General features: G+C 71.4%; 16 protein-coding genes and 1 pseudogene. 10 read left to right on the top strand and 7 right to left on the bottom strand.

Annotated elements, in window-relative coordinates; genetic code table 11:
• Nucleotides 1–9: 9 nt before the first annotated feature.
• On the bottom strand, nucleotides 10–540 hold the full coding sequence (locus OG948_RS36540) for a SigE family RNA polymerase sigma factor (RefSeq protein WP_331769279.1): 531 nt from the start codon (nucleotides 538–540) through the stop codon (nucleotides 10–12).
• A 678-nt stretch (nucleotides 541–1,218) separates the two neighbouring features.
• Here OG948_RS36540 and OG948_RS36535 point away from each other — a divergent pair.
• Nucleotides 1,219–1,536, top strand: a complete 318-nt coding sequence (locus OG948_RS36535) for a hypothetical protein (protein ID WP_331769278.1) — start codon at nucleotides 1,219–1,221, stop codon at nucleotides 1,534–1,536.
• Nucleotides 1,537–2,123: 587 nt separating this feature from the next.
• On the opposite strand, the gene OG948_RS36530 is transcribed toward OG948_RS36535, so the two are convergent.
• Genes OG948_RS36530 through OG948_RS36520 form a run of 3 tightly spaced genes read right to left on the bottom strand, consistent with a single transcriptional unit; the run spans nucleotide 2,124 to nucleotide 3,534 of the window.
• Complete coding sequence (locus OG948_RS36530; protein ID WP_331769277.1) at nucleotides 2,124–2,489, bottom strand: hypothetical protein; 366 nt, start codon at nucleotides 2,487–2,489, stop codon at nucleotides 2,124–2,126.
• Nucleotides 2,486–2,749: a hypothetical protein gene (locus OG948_RS36525; RefSeq protein ID WP_331769276.1), complete on the bottom strand. Its 264-nt coding sequence runs from the start codon at nucleotides 2,747–2,749 to the stop codon at nucleotides 2,486–2,488. Before OG948_RS36525 ends, OG948_RS36530 begins: the two co-directional genes overlap by 4 nt.
• Complete coding sequence (locus OG948_RS36520) at nucleotides 2,746–3,534, bottom strand: hypothetical protein (RefSeq protein ID WP_406300463.1); 789 nt, start codon at nucleotides 3,532–3,534, stop codon at nucleotides 2,746–2,748. Before OG948_RS36520 ends, OG948_RS36525 begins: the two co-directional genes overlap by 4 nt.
• 296 nt (nucleotides 3,535–3,830) lie before the next feature.
• Here OG948_RS36520 and OG948_RS36515 point away from each other — a divergent pair, with 296 nt between their 5' ends.
• Complete coding sequence (locus tag OG948_RS36515) at nucleotides 3,831–5,579, top strand: DnaB-like helicase C-terminal domain-containing protein (RefSeq protein ID WP_406300874.1); 1,749 nt, start codon at nucleotides 3,831–3,833, stop codon at nucleotides 5,577–5,579.
• Here the strand turns inward: OG948_RS36515 and OG948_RS36510 are convergent.
• The gene (locus OG948_RS36510) at nucleotides 5,509–5,877 is read right to left on the bottom strand and encodes a hypothetical protein (protein ID WP_331769274.1); all 369 of its coding nucleotides are present in this window, start codon (nucleotides 5,875–5,877) and stop codon (nucleotides 5,509–5,511) included. The two genes, OG948_RS36515 and OG948_RS36510, sit on opposite strands and share 71 nt — an antisense overlap.
• A 728-nt stretch (nucleotides 5,878–6,605) precedes the next feature.
• Between OG948_RS36510 and OG948_RS36505 the strand changes: the two genes are divergently transcribed.
• On the top strand, nucleotides 6,606–7,772 hold the full coding sequence (locus tag OG948_RS36505; RefSeq protein ID WP_331769273.1) for an epoxide hydrolase family protein: 1,167 nt from the start codon (nucleotides 6,606–6,608) through the stop codon (nucleotides 7,770–7,772).
• A 299-nt stretch (nucleotides 7,773–8,071) separates the two neighbouring features.
• A complete protein-coding gene (locus OG948_RS36500; protein ID WP_331769272.1) occupies nucleotides 8,072–9,052 on the top strand; it encodes an MBL fold metallo-hydrolase in 981 nt (326 codons plus the stop codon).
• Nucleotides 9,053–9,253: 201 nt separating this feature from the next.
• Here OG948_RS36500 and OG948_RS36495 read toward each other — a convergent pair whose 3' ends face one another.
• The gene (locus OG948_RS36495) at nucleotides 9,254–10,303 is read right to left on the bottom strand and encodes an AraC family transcriptional regulator ligand-binding domain-containing protein (RefSeq protein WP_331769271.1); all 1,050 of its coding nucleotides are present in this window, start codon (nucleotides 10,301–10,303) and stop codon (nucleotides 9,254–9,256) included.
• Between the two features lie 496 nt (nucleotides 10,304–10,799).
• On the opposite strand from OG948_RS36495, the gene OG948_RS36490 reads away from it, so the two are divergent.
• From OG948_RS36490 to OG948_RS36480, 3 genes are all read left to right on the top strand, one after another.
• On the top strand, nucleotides 10,800–12,191 hold the full coding sequence (locus OG948_RS36490) for a zeta toxin family protein (RefSeq protein WP_331769270.1): 1,392 nt from the start codon (nucleotides 10,800–10,802) through the stop codon (nucleotides 12,189–12,191).
• A gap of 869 nt (nucleotides 12,192–13,060) precedes the next feature.
• Nucleotides 13,061–13,522, top strand: a complete 462-nt coding sequence (locus tag OG948_RS36485) for a hypothetical protein (protein ID WP_331769269.1) — start codon at nucleotides 13,061–13,063, stop codon at nucleotides 13,520–13,522.
• A gap of 14 nt (nucleotides 13,523–13,536) precedes the next feature.
• On the top strand, nucleotides 13,537–13,977 hold the full coding sequence (locus OG948_RS36480) for a hypothetical protein (RefSeq protein WP_331769268.1): 441 nt from the start codon (nucleotides 13,537–13,539) through the stop codon (nucleotides 13,975–13,977).
• Between the two features lie 27 nt (nucleotides 13,978–14,004).
• Here OG948_RS36480 and OG948_RS36475 read toward each other — a convergent pair whose 3' ends face one another.
• Nucleotides 14,005–14,508, bottom strand: coding sequence for a hypothetical protein (locus tag OG948_RS36475; RefSeq protein ID WP_331769267.1), 504 nt, complete (start codon nucleotides 14,506–14,508; stop codon nucleotides 14,005–14,007).
• 57 nt (nucleotides 14,509–14,565) lie between these two features.
• On the opposite strand from OG948_RS36475, the gene OG948_RS36470 reads away from it, so the two are divergent.
• The 3 genes and pseudogenes from OG948_RS36470 to OG948_RS36460 all read left to right on the top strand — a co-directional run.
• Entirely contained in the window at nucleotides 14,566–14,733 is a 168-nt protein-coding gene (locus tag OG948_RS36470) for a hypothetical protein (RefSeq protein WP_331769266.1), read from the top strand.
• Nucleotides 14,734–14,820: 87 nt separating this feature from the next.
• Complete coding sequence (locus OG948_RS36465; protein WP_331769265.1) at nucleotides 14,821–15,903, top strand: barstar family protein; 1,083 nt, start codon at nucleotides 14,821–14,823, stop codon at nucleotides 15,901–15,903.
• Nucleotides 15,904–16,276: 373 nt separating this feature from the next.
• Nucleotides 16,277–16,996 (top strand): annotated as a pseudogene (locus OG948_RS36460) (transposase); the annotation flags it as partial.
• Nucleotides 16,997–17,074: the final 78 nt, after the last annotated feature.

Here is a 17,074-nt window from a genome sequence, read left to right as displayed (position 1 = left end):
GCCGTTTCCTCACGGCCGACCCTCCGCAGCGGCCTTGCGGGTCAGCTCCGGCACGCGCTCGCGCAGCCTGGCGAGTGCGCGCATCGCGCCGGTCTTCACGGCGGACACGCCCATGCCCAGCCGCCGTGCGGTCTCCTCGACGCTCAGGTCCTCCCAGTACCGCAGCACCAGCAGGGCGCGATCGCGTGGTTCGAGGGTGTGCAGCGCGTCGACGAGGGTGAACCGCAGTTCGGGGTCGCCATGGGCGGGGGCGGGGGTGCGGGCCAGTGCGTCGGCATCTATGCCCGTCACCTCGCCGCTGCTCTTGCGGCGGCGCCCGTCCAGGAACACGTTGATCAGGACGCGCTTGGCGTAGGCCTCCGGGTGCTCCATCCGCTCGAGCTTCGGCCACGCGACGTAGACCTTCTCCAGCGCGGTCTGCGCGAGGTCCTCGGCCGAATGCCAGTCGCCGCAGAGCAGGAAGGCGGTGCGGCGCAGCACGGTCTGGTTCGCCTCGGCGAACTCGGCGAATCCGATGCGCTCCCTGTGGAACCAACCCATCCTTCTCCCCGCTCCGTCGACGACCTCACAGAGACTTGACGTGTCGAACCGCCGGTTCGGTCACACCCTTCCGATGGGCGGTCAAGGCGGGGCCCGTGAGGTATTGCGCAGTGGAGGCCGGACTCAACGCGTCCCGCGTCGCGGAGCCCACCACCCGCACGACGTCGACGCCGCGACCTGGGAACAGGGATACCTACCGCCCCCCCGGGCCCCTGTACGAGCAAGTGCAGGGGCTCTACCAAGCACAGAGCGACATCACACGGGTGTGCCACGAACTGATGGACGGCGGCGCGCACCCCAGAGCCCCGTGTCCCGGCCCTCGCCGCTCCCGGGGGTTGTGTTGAGTGCCGTTGAAGTGGCGGCGTGTTTCGACAGTGGTTGTCGGTTGTTCCGCCTTGAGCTTTGTGCGTACGGCCGGCCTGTTTGTTCCTGGTGCGCGTGGTCGTGGTTCGCGACAGTGGGTCCGGCACCCGCACTTCGGCCGGGTGCTCCGTTGTGGGCGCGCCCGGTCCGGCGGCATCCCGAGGGCGACCGGTCCGTCGGGGGGTCCCGCCGGGAACGTCCCATGTCGTCTCACCGCCGGTCCGTGCCGCGGCTCGATGCCCGCGCACGGCGGGGGTCGACAGAACGGAGTTCCACCATGCCTTCGCTGTGCCCGGTCCGCCGTCGGATGAGGCGGTGGGGCCGCAGGTCCGGCGCCCCGACGCGGTGACGTCGGCGACGATCACCGCGAGCCTGCCGCCGGGCGCCTCCGCCACCGACCTCTCCACCGGATGCACCACCGGCAGTGGCACGGTGACCTGCACCTACGGGGCGATCGCCAACGGCGCCGACTCCGCGAAGTCCTTCCGGGTCCCGCTGTCCCTGCTGTCGCTGGGCCACGTCTCGGTCACCGGCGTACGGACCGCCTCCGCGCCCACGGACGACAACGCGGCCAACGACACCGACACGGCCACCTGCACCGTGGTCTCGATCATCCTGGCCACCTGCCCCTGACCACACCACCGGCCACCCGCCCCGGGGCCGACGACCCGTCGGGCCCCGGGCACGGACACAAGCGTCACGGCCGGTCGAGCGAGACCGCCGACACCCGATCATGGCGGGAAGCGCCGTCAGTCTCGTCCCGGTCGGCAGGCGATCGACCGGCGGGTCAACGCCTGAAAGCGGTCTCGCACCGGTGGAGTCGGCACGCATGGTGGTCTTCGCCCCTCGGGGGGCGCGCGTGAAGGTGACCCGCAGCTGCCGCACGACCCGATACGGCCGTTGAGGTGAGCCGGCCTCGGTGGACGTGGCCGGCGCGGCAACTCCTCTCCGGGTGGAGGTGTTCCCGCCACCACTCGACACTGCGCCGGTCGTGCCGGCGCCGAGGTGTGAGCCGTCGGGCTTCGGCACCCCCATGCGAACGCCGTACGGGCGCCGCGCCGTGCACCGGTCGACCGGGTGTGAACGGAGAGGCGGTGAGCCGGGCCGAGGCATCCGGTTTCGTCGAAGACGGCGAGGTCGGCCCGTGACGGCCTGGACCGTCATCCGGCCGTGTGACGGTCCTCGTCCGGGTGGGCGTGTGTAGGAGGGTGGCGGGTGAATCAATTCGTCCAGGTTTTGAGTTGGGTGGCGACCTCTCGTACCGGGAGGCCTTCGCGTGCGGCGTGGGCCAGGGGGAGGACGGTGTCGAGGCCGGGGCTCGCCGGGAGGCCGCAGGCGGCCAGGTAGGCCGCGGTGACGGTGGCCGCGAACAGCAGGTTCCTCGTCTCGAGGCTCGGGTTCCGGGCGAGTTCGCACAGCAGCGCGGCGGCTTTGTGGTGGGGCTCGGGGTAGACCTCGTGGTCGAGGATCTCCGAGCGGTGCCGTGCGTCGGCCGCGATCGGCACGCCGTAGTCGACGACCTGGGGGTCCCCGGGGATCTGCTGGGCGACCGCCAGGATCCACGCGAGGTCGATCCGCAGGTTCACGCGGCGTCCCGCGGCGCGGTCCGCGCCGACTCCGCCGGGAGACCCGGGTAGCGGTCCTCGCCGAACTCCGCCTCGAACCGGTCGGCGTACGCCGCCAGGAACGTCGCGGCGCCGGCCATGAACGCGGCGCGTGACTCGTTCACGTCCTGCTCGATCAGATCGGCCACGTATCCCTGCAGGCTCAGGCCACGGCGCTTGGCCCGCTCCTCGGCGGCGGCCTTGACGGCCTCGTCCAGCCGGATGTTCGTCTGCTTACTCATGCCACGAGCATAGCTATATTCCGGTACCAGTGACTAGCAGAGCGTGTCGCGATGCCATGCGCGAGGCCGGCCCGTTGAGGCGGCGTGCCGCCAGGCCCGGAGATCGACACCCGGGAGACGCCCCGGGCAGAGCCACCTCCGTGCCGGTCTGCCCCGCGCGCAACCGGATTGACCGCTCCTCCGAGCCACCCACGAGTTCGGTGATCAACGCGCGTTCCTCGGCCGACGGCATCGAGCCCTGGCCCGCCGTCCAGGCCCTCCCGCGCCACGCGTTCGCCCCTGAGGTGCCCTATTTGCATGCCATCGGCTTTCACGACGTGGTGACGCCGAACGCGATGAACAGGTCCTCGAGAAATCGTCGGACCATCGGCCCTGCCTGGTCGGGCCCGGAGGTCGTGGCAGCCGAAGCGGAAGACTTCGTAGCCGGCGAGTTTGAGGTCCCGGTCGGCACGCATGGTCATCGCGTAGGTGGCCGGGTCTGCGCGGTCGCCGTCGCCGTAGTGGGTCTTACCGTCGACTTCGATGACCACGCGTCGGCCGTGGGGGAGCAGGAGCAAGAAGTCCATGCGGAACTTCAGGAGCGCGTCCCTGCCGCGTGCGCGGACGGTCTTGGGGTCCCAGTGGAGCCAGACCTCGGGCAGCAGTGCCGGGGGATCCGCCACGAAAGCGCCGCAGATGTCGTGGTAGAGGTCGAACAGGAGCAATTGCGGGGGCGACTTGGCCGCCTTGACGCTCTCGCGCAGCCTCGCGTAGAGCGCGGACGTTCCGACGGCGAAGCCGCTCACGCTGCCCGCGGGCATGCTCGCGGTGCCCGCAGGACGTGAAATGCCCTAGGCGCTCGCGCGTGATTTCGTCACCCGCTGCGTGCGGACCCGTGCCCGACACCGACGGCCGGGCACAGACCGCGTTGGCGGCGACGTTGCGCCCGTACCTGGCGGTGCGCACGCCCAGGACGGACCGTCCCGACCTGTACTTCGCCCTCGCGGTCGACGACCGCGGGCGCATCGTGGACTGCCGCGGCGACGCGGGATCGGATTCGATTCCCTCGCCCGCCTCCGGGCCGACCGGGGACATCGACTGGATGACGGGCCCGGTGGACTACCCGGGCGGGGCAGCCGGATCGTTCCAGGGCCGATGGACAGTGGGGGAATGGGGCCGCCACACCGGTGCGGTCACCCGCGTCACGATGGAGCACGGCCGAGGCGAGAGGGACGTCCTGATGGCAGGCGGGGTCTGGTGCGGCACGATGTCCTCGAGCCGGGTCGGTGATCCCGAGCCCTCCGACGACACCCGCATCCGTGCCTACACGACAAGTCGGGCGCGCTGCTCTGGGACTCCGCCAAGGACCACCGCAAGGGCGCGAGCGACTGCGCGCGCACCCCGACGGCCGAGTCGTCGGCTACGTCGCGCCGGACCCCGACGGTCGGCAGGACCCATCGACGTGCCGATCGGCCGTGCCGTGGACCGCGGGAGAGCCGCCCCGCTCCTGAGCCCCACCCCGGCCCGTGCCGCCCGCCGACGCGCCGTCTCCTTCGGCCCCGCCGCCCTGGACGAGGCCTCGGGCGGCGGCGCGTTGCCCGGCCGCCTCGTCTTGGTGGTCGGTGCGCCCGGCGCCGGCGCGGGCCTGCTCGCGGCGGGCACCGTCGTGTCCGCAACGCCGACCCCGGCCGACGCCCCCGACTCGCCGAGCGCGGTGCTCTCGCGCATGCCCGGCCGCCCGCGCGCCGACATCGCGGCCCGCCTGACCGCGGCCGCCGCCGGGGTGGACCACCGACGCTTGCGCGCGGGAACCTTCACCGACACCGAACGCCACGCCGCCGACGCGGCATCCACCCGCCTGGCCGCCGGGGCACTGCTCCTGGACGACGGCGCCGACCTCACCCTGGACCTGCTCCGGGAGGCCGCAGCGGACATCGCGGGCCTGCGCCTGGCCGCCGTGGACCCGCTCAACCAACTCCTCCCCGCCGCGGCCGGCCTTCCCGGCCTCGATGTTCGGCGGGGTGTGGCCGCGTTGCGCCGGCCGGCGGCGGACCTGGATATGCCGGTGGTGGCTGTGTGGGAGGCGCGTGCGGACGAACCGCTCGAGGTCGGTGCGGCGTTGGCCCAGGCCGACACCGTGATCCAGCTGACCCGCGAGGGTGAGCAGGCGTTCGCGATCGTCGCCGAACGCGACCTGGGCCCAATCGCCCAGGCGGCCCTGCACGCCGGCCTCGCCCACGTCCGCTTCACCGACCTCGACCGCCTCGAACGGGACCGGCCCGACCGGGCCGGCGCGGCGCCGCCGGCGCCGCCGACACCGCCGACAGCCCCAAGCCTCCCGTCCGTGCTCCTCGCGAACGAGCCGAGGGCCGACAGGACCGCCCTCGGCCGGCGCACCGGGGACCTCACCCCGTACGCCGACCGCGCCCGCACGCGGAACCGCCCGCCCGGCGTCGACCACGTCGAAGGCCCCGGCCGCGACGAAGAAGACGCGCAGGGTCGTGGTGGACACCGACGAGGCCCCGCTGCCCGGGGCGATTGCGAGCGCGGTGGCCGAGGAACTCGCCGCGGCCGAGGGCGATATGACCGCCGCGGGCGAGGCGTTGGCCCGTCGGGCGATCCCGGACGGATGGACTCCTGGGCCTGTCCCGCGCCGAGTCCCGGTACGAGCACACCTGGCATCCGCCGTTGCCGGAGTTGTTGCGTAAGCGCGGCAACGAGGAGTCGGACGCGGTGTGGGAGGCCCGCCCCAAGTGGTCATAGAGGCAGGCTTGTTGTCACTACGCGTCGGAGCCTTGATCTGCCGGGGACGCGGTCCTGGCAACGCCGGTGCAGGCCGGCACTTCGGTAGCGGTGGCGTTGAGGAAGAGCATGAACGTCCATGACGAATCTGTCGCGACGATCCGGCCGATGCGGAGCAGCTCTTCTTCTGCCGCCAGGAGACGGTCAACGGTGGCGGCGAGGGCCACTGTCGACCGGCCGTGCTTTCGGGTGTGCCGGAGCCGTATTCGATAGGTGTGTGCGAGCCGGTCGGCAGGAACCAGGCCGTCCCGGACGACGAACGTTGCCCCGGCGATCAAGGCGTCACGTGCTGGGCCACATGCCGTGGTCTGCTCGTTGAGCATCCCGGCGAGGCCGTCGCGTGTCACGGCTCGGCCCGGTGACAAGAAGGCGGCTGGTTGAGCGCCCGTGACAACTAACCTGCCTCCCAGGTGACAACCAGGCTGCTTCGGCCGGGCTCTTCTGCCGGCGTAGACGGCTCCACCGGTGACAATTATCGGGCCTTGGCACAACAGTCTCACGATCTTGGCATCGAACGTGGCATCGAACTGAGACGCCGAAGGTCAGCGGACTGCGGTGCTCGCCGGGTGTACGAATCGGCTGAGGATGTGCCACGAATCGAGACCAAAGCGGCGTGCCATCGCGATGAGACAGCGAAGAAGCCGCTGGTCAAGCCCGGCCTGTGCCACGGGGGTTGGGACCCTACATCGAGGAAACCGCACCGCACTGATCGTTCCCCGACGCACGATCGCCTGCAACCGACGGCCCTCGTCGTCACTCAACCGCCGCACCACGACTCTCTCGGCCATCCGCACCCTCCCGCTCGAACGATCCCGAGGACCATCCAACCGAGACTCCCGACAACGGCACGCACGACACAGCAACACCGCGAACCAATCCGGTCACAGCACTACGGAACCGCCACCTGAACCGGCTCGTCCGTCGGGTGTCGGCGGGATGTGGGCGGGGTGCTCTGTCACGCGGAATCAGCAAGACCGGTCGGTGTTTGCAACTACCGATGCGAAGCTCGCGCCGGCCGCGTCCCGGTCTTCCCGGGGACACGCGCCTTGCCGGCGGACGAACCACCGAAGGACACATGAGCACGGAGCGATACCACATCTCGGTCCCCGGCCACGTGCTCGACGACCTGCGGGAGCGGCTGGTACGCACCCGGTTCGCCACCGCGACGGACGCGGCGTACTGGACGGCCGGGGTCGATCCCGGCGACCTGCGTGAGCTCGTGGCGTATTGGGCGGACGGCTTCGACTGGCGGGCGGCCGAGGCCCGGCTGAACGCGTACCCGCACTTCCGCGCCGAAGTCGGCGGCCGCAAGGTGCACTTCGTGCACGTGCGCGGCAAGGGCCCGGCCGGAGGGTCGGCACCGCTGCCGCTGGTGCTCAGCCACGGATGGCCGAGCAGCTTCGTGGAGATGCTGCCGATCGCCGAACTGCTGACCGATCCGGGGGCACACGGCGCAGACCCGGCGGACGCGTTCGATGTGGTGATCCCGTCGCTGCCCGGGTTCGTCTTCTCCGAGGCGCCGAGCGGCCCGTTCACGCGGCGCGCCGTCGCCGAGACGTGGCACGCGCTCATGGTCGACGTTCTTGGCTACCCGCGCTTCGGTGCGGAGGGCGGCGACATCGGCGGCGGGATCACGCAGTGGCTTGGCGCGCTGTTCCCGGACGAGGTGGCCGGCGTACTGGTCACCTCGTCGGTGGTCCCGACCGACTTCGGTGCGGCGTCGCCGACGCCCGAGGAGCGGGAGTTCCTCGACGCGATGGCCGAATACGACGCCGCCGACGGCGGCTACAGCGGGATCATGTCCACCCGCCCGGACACCGTCGCGGCCGCGCTGGTGGACTCCCCGGCGGGGCTGCCGGCGTGGATCGTGGACAAGTACCGCGACTGGAGCGACTGCGGTGGCGACGTGGCGACGCGCTGGGACCGCGACAGGCTGCTGACGGTGGCGACCCTGTACTGGGCGACCGGGTCGATCGGCACGTCGTTCCGCGAGTACTACGACTGGCCGCACAACCGGCCGGTGCCGCCGATCGCCGTCCCCGGCGCCGTGACGCTGAGCAACGAGCCGGCGTTCCGCGGAATGCCGCGCGGCCTCGCCGAGCGGATCTTCACCGACCTGCGGCAGTGGCGCACCCCGGAGCGCGGCGGGCACTTCATGGCCCACGAGGAGCCCGAGCAACTGGCCCGCGACCTCCGGGACTTCTTCCGGCCCTTGCGGGGCCAGGACCAGCCACACCCGTAAAACGATCGTCGTCGGAAACGCCAAGGGGTCCGGACGCTGTCGTGCGTCCGGACCCCTTGGCGCCGCTGCGGCCTGCGGTGCCGCCACGCCTGCGCACCATCACGCGGCCGGCACATCGACGCGATCACCCATCAACCGATCGGGACGTCGTCGTAGACGCCTCCATGGCCACAACCAGTCCGCCCCGCACCGTTCGGGGCCGCGGCTCCCCCGATCGGTTGGCGCGTTCCGTCCGCTGGGCGGCGCATCGTGTCCGAGGATGCCCGGTCCGTACGGAGCCAGTGCCGCAGTCGGGGACCGTGACCTCGATCCCCGTCGACGTCCTGTCCGAGCGGCGAACGCGGAACACACCGGCACGCCCGGAGGGCTCGCGCAACGGCCGCGCTGCGGAACGCCCTTCGTCCCAACGCGTCATCCTCTGGAGATCCGCCACGTCCCGTGACACTCACGGTCCGACCATCCACACGCACACGGCCTCGGAGGCCGGCCTGCTCGTCAACTCCTACCTGGTGGAGACCGACGAAGGCGTCGTGGTCGTCGACACCAACCTCCTCAACTCCGAGATCGCCGCACTCGTCGCCAAGGTCGACGCACTCGGCAAGCCGCTCGTCGGCGTCTTCGTCACCCACGCACACCCCGACCACTTCAACGGCGTTCACGCCCTCGTCGACGGCCGCGACGTCCCCGTCTACGCCACCGAAGCCGTCGACCGCGTCATCCGCGACATCTCCGACGCCAAACGCGCCCAATGGGGACCCGTCTACGGCGACGAATGGCCCGCCGTCACCGCCTTCCCCACCGTGCAGTTGAAGGACGGCGACCCCGTCACCCTCGACGGCGTCCGCTACACCGCCCGCGACCTCGGACCCGCGGAAAGCCACGCGGACAGCGTCTTCCTCGCCCGCGCCGACAGCGCTGAGCAGGGTGTGGCGTTCATCGGCGACCTGGCCTTCCACGGCACCCACCCCTACACCGCCGACGGCCACGGCGCCCAGTGGCTGGAGGTCTTGGAGACCCTCGCCACCGAACTCGCCGACGTCGCCGTACTCCTGCCCGGCCACGGCGCACCGACCGGCGTCGAGGTCCTCGCCGCACAGCGCGACTACCCGCTCCGCTACCGCGCCGAGGTCGCCCGCCTGGCCGAAGGGCAGCCGTCCCTCACCGACGAGGCCAGGGAAGAACTCGACCGCGTCATGCGGGAGTACGCGCCGGACGCCCCGCTGTCCTGGATGATCGCCCTGGGTGCCGACGCCGTCGCGGCCGAACTCGCCGCGTCCTGACGGCAGCCGTCTCTCGCACCCGCACCACCCGCCCGCCGCGAACGTCCGCCGTACCAGTCCCCGGTACGGCGGCACCGGCGCGGCCCGGGACGCCGCGCCCACGCCGAGGACCCGGCTCGGCCGGTCCGTGCAACCCGAACGTCGCACGCCCGCCCGCGCCATCGCACTCCCGGATCGGCCCGTTCAGCCGGTTCGGGCCGTTCAGCTCAACAGAGGTTCCGCGATGCCCGGCCCGGTTGTGTCGGGCCGTGCCCGCAGTGCCGACGGGGTCTCGCCCTGCCATCGGCGCACCGCCCGGCGGAGCGTCCGTGCGTCCGTGTAGCCCACGCGGGTGGCGATGGCCTGCTGCGGCAGATCGGTCTCCCGCAGCAGTTTCAGTGCGCGCTCCTCGCGGGCGGCCGCGACTTCGCCGCGCCAGGTCGTATCGTGCGCGGACAATCTGCGCTGTAGGCTGCGGCCGCTGATGTTCAGGCGGGCGGCGACCTGGTCGAGAGCGACCGCGTCGTCCCGGAACGCGGAGTCCAGGGCCGCGCGGAAGCGCTCCTGCCAGGTCGGCGTGGCGCGAGACGTCGCCATGATCTGGTCCGCGTAGCCGCGTAGCACCCGGTCGAGGCCGGGCTGGAAGCCGGGCAGCGGACGCCGGACGTCGTCGAGCCGGAACGTCACGGAGTTGGCCGCCGCCTCGAACTCGATGTTCCGCGTACCGAAGTGCTCGGCGTGCCGGCGAACCCCGGCCGGGGCGCGATGCGTGAGGGTCACCTTCAGCGGGACGAGCGGCGCCTTGGTGGCCTCGCCCGCCCGGCGCAGGAAAACGGCCAGCGTCATCAGGTCGAAGGCCTCGGCCACGTCGGGGACGTCGACCCCGACGGACTGCTGCAGCGTGTAGAGCGAACCATCCTCGATGCCCTCGATCCGCGTGTCCGCGTCGCCGACCACCCTCAGATACTCCGCGGCGGTGGCGAACGCCATACGCAGATCGGGGCCGCAGGTGCTCAGGTAGTCCCACACGCCGAACGTCCCGATGTCGGCCGCGTCGGTGAGGCGCAGCGCGACGAAGGGACCGGATCCGGCCACCACCAACTGCTCCCACAGCGCGACCGCCGACGAGGTCGGAACGCGTATCAGATCATCGCCGAGGTCCTCCGACGAAAGCCCCGGAAGTTCGTCGAACCGGGCCGAATCCCCACCTGAATCGCGCACGAGGGCGCGGAAGAACCGCGCGCAGTGTGCCGAGACCGTCCATCTGTGCACGTCGGCAATCCTAGGTGCCGATTCCGTCCCGCGCTGCGAAAATATGACCGAATCGCGCCCGAGGCCCGTGTCCGCGATACGCCCGGTACGAGCAGGCCGCCCGGTGCCCTGGGCCCGCCGCGACACCCGTACGACTACCCGGGCCGACCTCGCCAACCGACAACCCCGCCGCGCATATCGGACTGTCCCGCAGGACGCGGACACTCGGCTGCGGACGCCCCGGCGCGGTGCGACCATCGCATCATGCAGGCCCCGGTACCTCCGGACTTCGACGTCGTGGTGGGCGGTGCCGAGCCGTTGGTGGGCGTGTGCGTAGGAGCGGGCGTAGGGGAAGGCCTGCGTCGAGTTGGGCGGCCACCGGCGACATCCACACGGTGGCATCGGAGCGGCAAGGGGATGGTGCCCGGCGCGTGGAGACCCTAGGCTGCTGGGCTCGGGATCGGTTCTTCGCCGACTGGGATTCCCCATCGCGGCATCGAGGTGGATGGCGGTCGCGATGCTCGACGCCCCCGGGCGATTTCTCCTGAACGGCCGAGGTCCGCGGGAGCAGGCCCTCTTCGACCGCGCGTTCCGGGACGAGTTGGTCCCGCGTTTCCTGCCCGAGGTTGCGGGTCCCGGTGTCGCACGGCCCCAGGCGTGGTTCCTGATCGGGCAACCGGGCGCGGGCAAGACCACCCTGGCCGAAGAGATCGCGGCGCGTCTGGACGCGGACGGCGGATGCGATCGGGTCGACGCGGACCGGTATTACGCCATCCACCCCAACTTCGAGGCCGCCCGGGCCCTGGGTCCCACGGGCCCCGCCTCCGAACTGATGCCCGACATCCAGGACATGCGCGACCGGGTCATGGCGCTACTGGCCGACCGACACCGCCGGGGTGTGGGCCGACACGTCCTGATGGAGACCACCGCACGACTGGACCGGGATTTCGAACTGCCCGCGAGAACCCTGCGCCGCGACGGCATGGGCCACGAGATCGTCGGGGCCATGATCGCCGCTCCCGCGGCGGTCAGCGCCCACGCGGTCCTCACCCGGTTCGTCGCCGGTGGACACCTGGTCGCCTCCGACGACCACGACCGGTCCGTCGAGGCCCAGTTCACGGCGGCCGGGATCATCGACGACCCCGAACTGGTCGACCGGGGACTGATGTATGTACGGGCGACGAACAGCGCGATGAGAGGATTCGATCTGATCCACGCCCAGGACCGATCCGGCGACCACCGGAGGGCGATGACCGACCGCCTGATAGATGTGCACCTGCAGGAGATGACCCATCGGGACCTCCTGCGCTTCACCGTCGAACTCGGCGTTGCCCACATGCAGGCGGGATCCGCCCTCGACGAGCCCGTGGCACGTGTCTACGAACGGGTGGCGCACCTGGTGCCCGAAGAACTCAAACCCGCGGTGGAACTGATGGCCCGACAGGCGACACTGTTCCGGAAACCCGAGGGCGGCCTGCTCGTCCGCACACCGCGGCGTCAGCCGGCCACACACGAGTCTGCCCCGTCACGCGAGGACCCCGGCCCCACCTCCGCACCCGCCGGGCAAACGCGACCGCCACGCCCGGCCGCGGTCCGTACCTCTACGCCGGACAGCGCCACTGCGGCGCGCGAGCCGGGCGTTCGGCCTGTCATCAAGGGCGCGTCGGTTCCGGAAGGCGCCATCGCGGTGGCTCGCGAACGAGGGATCCGGACACCGGTATCCGGCCCGACCGCCGACCCGGTGCTCACCCGTCTGCTCGCGAGGTCTTTCGGCCCCGCGCATCCCAAGGGGGTCGCCGGCGCGGAACCAACCCTCCCGTCCCCGGGCATCCCGGCCACTTTCCGCAGCCCCCAACGCGCCCCGGCCGAGGGCCCGGCCCCGAGCGCGGAGCGGGACTTGGGCCCGTGAAAGGCAGGCCGTGAGTACGCGGCACGATGGTCGCGGTTTCCAGGCCACGAGTTCGATCTGCCCAACGGCGCGGCGATGCGGGTCAGGGCGCCGGTGCCCCGATAGGCGCCGTCCGTCGGGTCCGTCGAAGTTGAGTCCCCCACACGAGCATTCGTCGGACGTCTCCGCAGGGCCCGGGAAGCGAACTCGGCGGCTCGGCTGATGCCCGATGGTAGGCACAGGCATTCGGCCCGCGACAACCACAGGAAGCGACCGTGACCTCCGAGGAGCTCGAGTTCGATTTCGAGCGGGTGAGTGTCCACGGATTCGACCTGTACGGCCGCGCGGCCGACAGGCCTTCGCGAACGACCGCGATTCGTGAGGAAGTGGCACCGTGGGATCGCGAGGCTCCGGCCCCGGGGCCGGAGCGGCCCCTCCGTTCCGAACGCTCTTCCCGGAGCCATGACTCCGGACCCCGATACGTCGCTGCCCGGCCCCCTGACGGTGGATGCTGCTTGCGCCACGCGCGACGCTCGGTCGATGGATTCCCGCGTGTCCGGGGCACCTGGTGCAGGTCGTGACGCAGGTCGGCGCGTTGGTCGACTCGTCGGCGAACTCGGGAGGACGGTGGATGGTGAAGGCGTCGGAAAAGAGCCGGCCCGACCTTCGCGAATTCGGTTGAGGCACCTGCCACAGGCCGGCCTTGCGATCCCACGCCCAGTCGGCGGAGTTTTCGATGGAAGAGCCCTGAACGTCCCATGAACCAGCCACGCCCGGCGAGCGGTCCGCGGACCTCCCAGGAAGGCGGTGACCTCGTAGTCCGAGGCGACGAACAGCTGGTCGTCCGGGGTGATGTCGAGGGCGCGGATCGGACTGTCCAGGATCAGGATGTGCTCGAGGAGATCGATTTCCGGGCTCCACGACTTCACGGTGGCGTCCGTTCCACCCGTGAGCACGGCGCCGGCCGACGGAGCGGGCGGAACGTCACCGCCGGTGCCCTCGGCGGCGAAGAGCGGCGCGACCCGGATCAGGGCAGAAACGGGCATGCCCTGGCCGTGGGCGGTGCCCAGAGCGGTGAGGACGGGTCGCAGCCAGAAGAGCTCCGGCTGCGACTGCAGCGACAACTCGAGGAATTCGGGCAGGGCCTGCGGCACTCGATGTGCCGCTTCCGCCGCCTCCTGCCGCGTGGTGACCTGGTCGCCGTGCGCCTTGCCGTCGATGGCTGTCCGCTCGGCCTTGGCGGCGACGCGATCGCGGGCCGCGATGGCCTCGGACAGGGCTTCTGCGGACCGTTTGGCGTTGTGTTCCGCAGCCTCCAGCATCTGCTCCTCCAGGGGGGCGGGGGTGCGTAGTCGGAGGGCAGGACGTGGCTGCAGACCGGGCAATCGTCGCCGGCGGACACTGCCGCACCTGCTGTGAACGCTGCTTCGCCGCGTCGGAGTTCGAGGAGAGTCCGCACAGCCGTCTCGTTGGCGTCGCGCAGGGTCGTGACTGTGCGTTGATGTTCGGCCGGCTCGTTGATCAGGCATTGGTGCTGGGAGGCCGTCTGCGCGGCGAGGGCACGGTGGCGGGCGGTCGATTCGCCGTGCGTGGAGGTGTGGGGGGACTGGGGAGGGCAGCGCCTGGACTGCGACGAGTACCCGTTCGCCGCGACGAAGGAGGGCGCGTCGCTCAGCGACGGGCCTTCTCCGCGCGTCTGATCGACCGTGACGACAACCAGCGCGTGGGCAGCCGGTTGGGCAGCACCTTCTACGGCGAACACCGCATGCTCGACGGCGACGCCTTCCTCGTCATCGTCGTCCCCTGACCAGGAGTCCCGACGGCTGCGCCAACGTCATCGGAGGTCGGCACGGGCATCGCGCAGGTGGGCCTTCAGAAACGCCAGGAACTCCGCGAGGTCACAGAAGGCGGCCCTGATGCCGTCCTCGTCCACATCGTAGACGCGGCCCAGGAGCGACCCGCCGCCCATCATGTAGACCCGTCCGTCGGTTGCCATCGCGATCAGGTCGCCGCCGCCGTTCGTACCGAAGACGACGATGTCGTCCTCGATGGCCCCGACGACCTTGGTGGGGTGCACATCGCCGGCTCCCTGGACCAGGGACTCGACGGAGGCGACGAAGAACCCGGAGTGGACATCGGGGAGGCTGACCTCGCCAACGACGCCGTAGAAGTCCACCAACGGCGCGGGCAAGAGGCCGCCGGCCTGCACGGCGGCCCGGCGCGCTCGGTCGTCGGCCAAGGTGACGTGGTTGTCGCCGGGCTCGAATCCGTACGCCGACTCGAAATCACGCGTGAACTCGGCAGCGAGCCGCGCCATCTCCGCGGCCCATCCGTTCACTGCTTCTCCCAGGAGTACGCCACGGCACAGGACTCTACGGAGCCGCGCAGCCAAGCCGTGTCAGGGGATACGTCGGGCGCCCCCGAGGTGGACCTCCAGCTGCTGATGACCAAGTTCCGGGACCGGACGGCCGACAGCATGCGCACCCACCTCCACCCGACCGGCGAGGACGTCGCCGCCCTGACCGCCCCCGGCGGCGTCCTTGTGGAGGGAACCGTTCCCTGAGCAGCCTATCGGGCGCATCGTTCCCGGGCCCGCGTTCACGCGGCCGGCCCGGTGCGCTGCAACAGCCGGTCAGGGCATGATTCCGTCGTGGACGAGGGAACGGATCACCGCGGGCACCACCGGTACACCCTGATCGGGACGGAGCACGGTCACCCGCTGGGCGTGTGCTCTGTTGTGGAGGGCCTGTTCACGGATCCCGGGCCGGCGACGTACGAGCTGTTCGGCTGGGTCCCGGACGCTTCCGGGCCCCACGGCTGGATCGGCAGCCGGGTGTGGCTGGTGCCGGACGACGACGCGCTCGACGCCTGGTGCCTGGACGATGCGGCGGTTGTGGAGCACTCGTCACGTGCGGAAAGTCTTGTGCTGACGGGCGTGGACGACTGCATGGGCCCGCCCGAGGGGCACCGCGGGGCCGTCCGCGTGCACGACGGCTCCCGGTGGTTGGGCTCCTGCCGCGAGTTCGCCCGCATCTTGAGGTCGGAGCGGCCGCTGCCGTCGCTGGTGCTGCGCGGCCTGGCGCCGGCCGACGAGCTGCGAGCGCTGCTGGCGAGGGGCACGCGCCGGGCCCGAGACCTGGACGAGGTCTTGCTGGAGATCCGCGACGACCGGGGTGAGTTGCTCGCGGCGCCCACGCTGTGGGCGAGCGTCGAAGCGTGGCGGCCGTCCGCGCACGGGGCCGATCTGATCGACCTGGACCTGGCCCGGCACCACACTCTGGTTCCCGAGCATGCCGAGCCGGTGTGGGAGCGGTGGTTCGCCGGACCGCCGGACACCTTGAACGCCTGGGCCGGCCTCGACACCCGGCTCCGCGAGGCCTGGTTCGACCTGGTCCGGCATCGGGCCTGCATCCGTCGCCACAGCGACCGGCCCGCCGGACACGCCTACGAACTCGACGGCCGACATGCCACCGAGGAGCAGGGCCTCTACCTGGCGCTTGGCGAGGCGGTGAACGGCCCGGGCGGTTATTTCGGCGGCAATCTGCAGGCCCTCCACGAATGCCTGGGAGGCACCTTCGGCTACAGCCGCCCCGCGACCCTGCTCTGGCGCGACGCCGCCATGGCGCGCACGCACCTGTCCCACGCCCTGTCACCGGACGGGCAGCCCTACGACTTCCTCACCGAGGTCCTCGACGTCCTGGCCGACGGCGGCATGCACGTCACCCTCGCGTAGGCAGCACCCGACGGATGCAACAGGCGCCAACGGATCGAACGTTGGTCGAAAGGGCGCGGTCCCTGAGCCCGCGCCGGGCGGAGTTGATGCGGTTGCCGACGGATCAGCCGTAAGACCCTCGGGCCCCACCACGGCGCGGATGCCGACCGACTCCTCGCACTCGCAGCCGAACCGGACACACCGGCCGCCCTGCACCGGGGAACCTGATCGACACCACCCTGGAGGCGGCCGGGCTCCGTCCCGGGCGAACGAGTGCCGCCGCGCACGCGCGAGGTGGATCATCCGCGCGGGCCCGCCCGGGCGACCGCGGGGTTCAGGGAGTGTCGGTCGGTGGCGATCCGGGCCAGGGGACGGGTCGGCTACAGACGTGGTTCCCGGCAGTCGCCCCCAGGGGCCTCCTCGACCAAGCGGACCGCACACTCGCGAGTTCGTCTTCGGCAAGCCCGACACATGGGGCGAACCACACGCCGTCACCGTCACCCAGACCACCCGCTATGGCGCCGCGCGGGCAACGGCCTGGGACCGGCTCCACCCGCGGCTGACCCGCCGATGCGCGTGGGTCGGCCACACCGACGAACTCCCCATGATCTCCGGGACGGTCATCCGCCTCCAGGTCGATCACCTGCCCAAAGGCGGCGACCCCAAGCCTGTCTGGTTGTGGTGGTCCAAGACCGACGCCACACCCGCCGACGTCGACCGCTGCCGGCAGGCGTTCCTACGAAGGTTCGACATCGAACACACCTTCCGCCTGTTCAAACAAACCCTCGGCTGGACCGCCCCGAAACTCCGCAGCCCCGAGGCCGCCGACCGCTGGACGTGGATCGTCACCGCCGCCCACGCGCAACTGTTCCTCGCCCGGCCCCTCGCCGAGGACTTGCGGCGGCCCTGGGAACGGCCCGCCGCCCCCAACCGGCTCACCCCCGCACGCGTCCGCCGCGGGTTCCGGAAGCTCCACAGCAGGACACTCCGTCCCGCAGCCGCCCCCAAACCCTCGCGGCCCGGCCCCGGCCGCCCTCCAGGCTCCAAGAACCGCAGACCCGCACCCCGCCACGACGTCGGACGCATCGTCAAAACCGGCGAGCCCTACACCAGACCCAGCCACCACCAGATTCGAGTCGTGGTCCTGGGCTCCACCACACCCGGCGAGTTCCGACCCGCCCAACTGCGCCTG

Origin of the sequence: Embleya sp. NBC_00888 (assembly GCF_045207655.1) — a bacterium.
Taxonomy (GTDB): domain Bacteria; phylum Actinomycetota; class Actinomycetes; order Streptomycetales; family Streptomycetaceae; genus Embleya.
The sequence above is the reverse complement of the archived record's forward strand: the minus strand, read 5'-3'. Positions and strand labels throughout refer to the sequence as shown.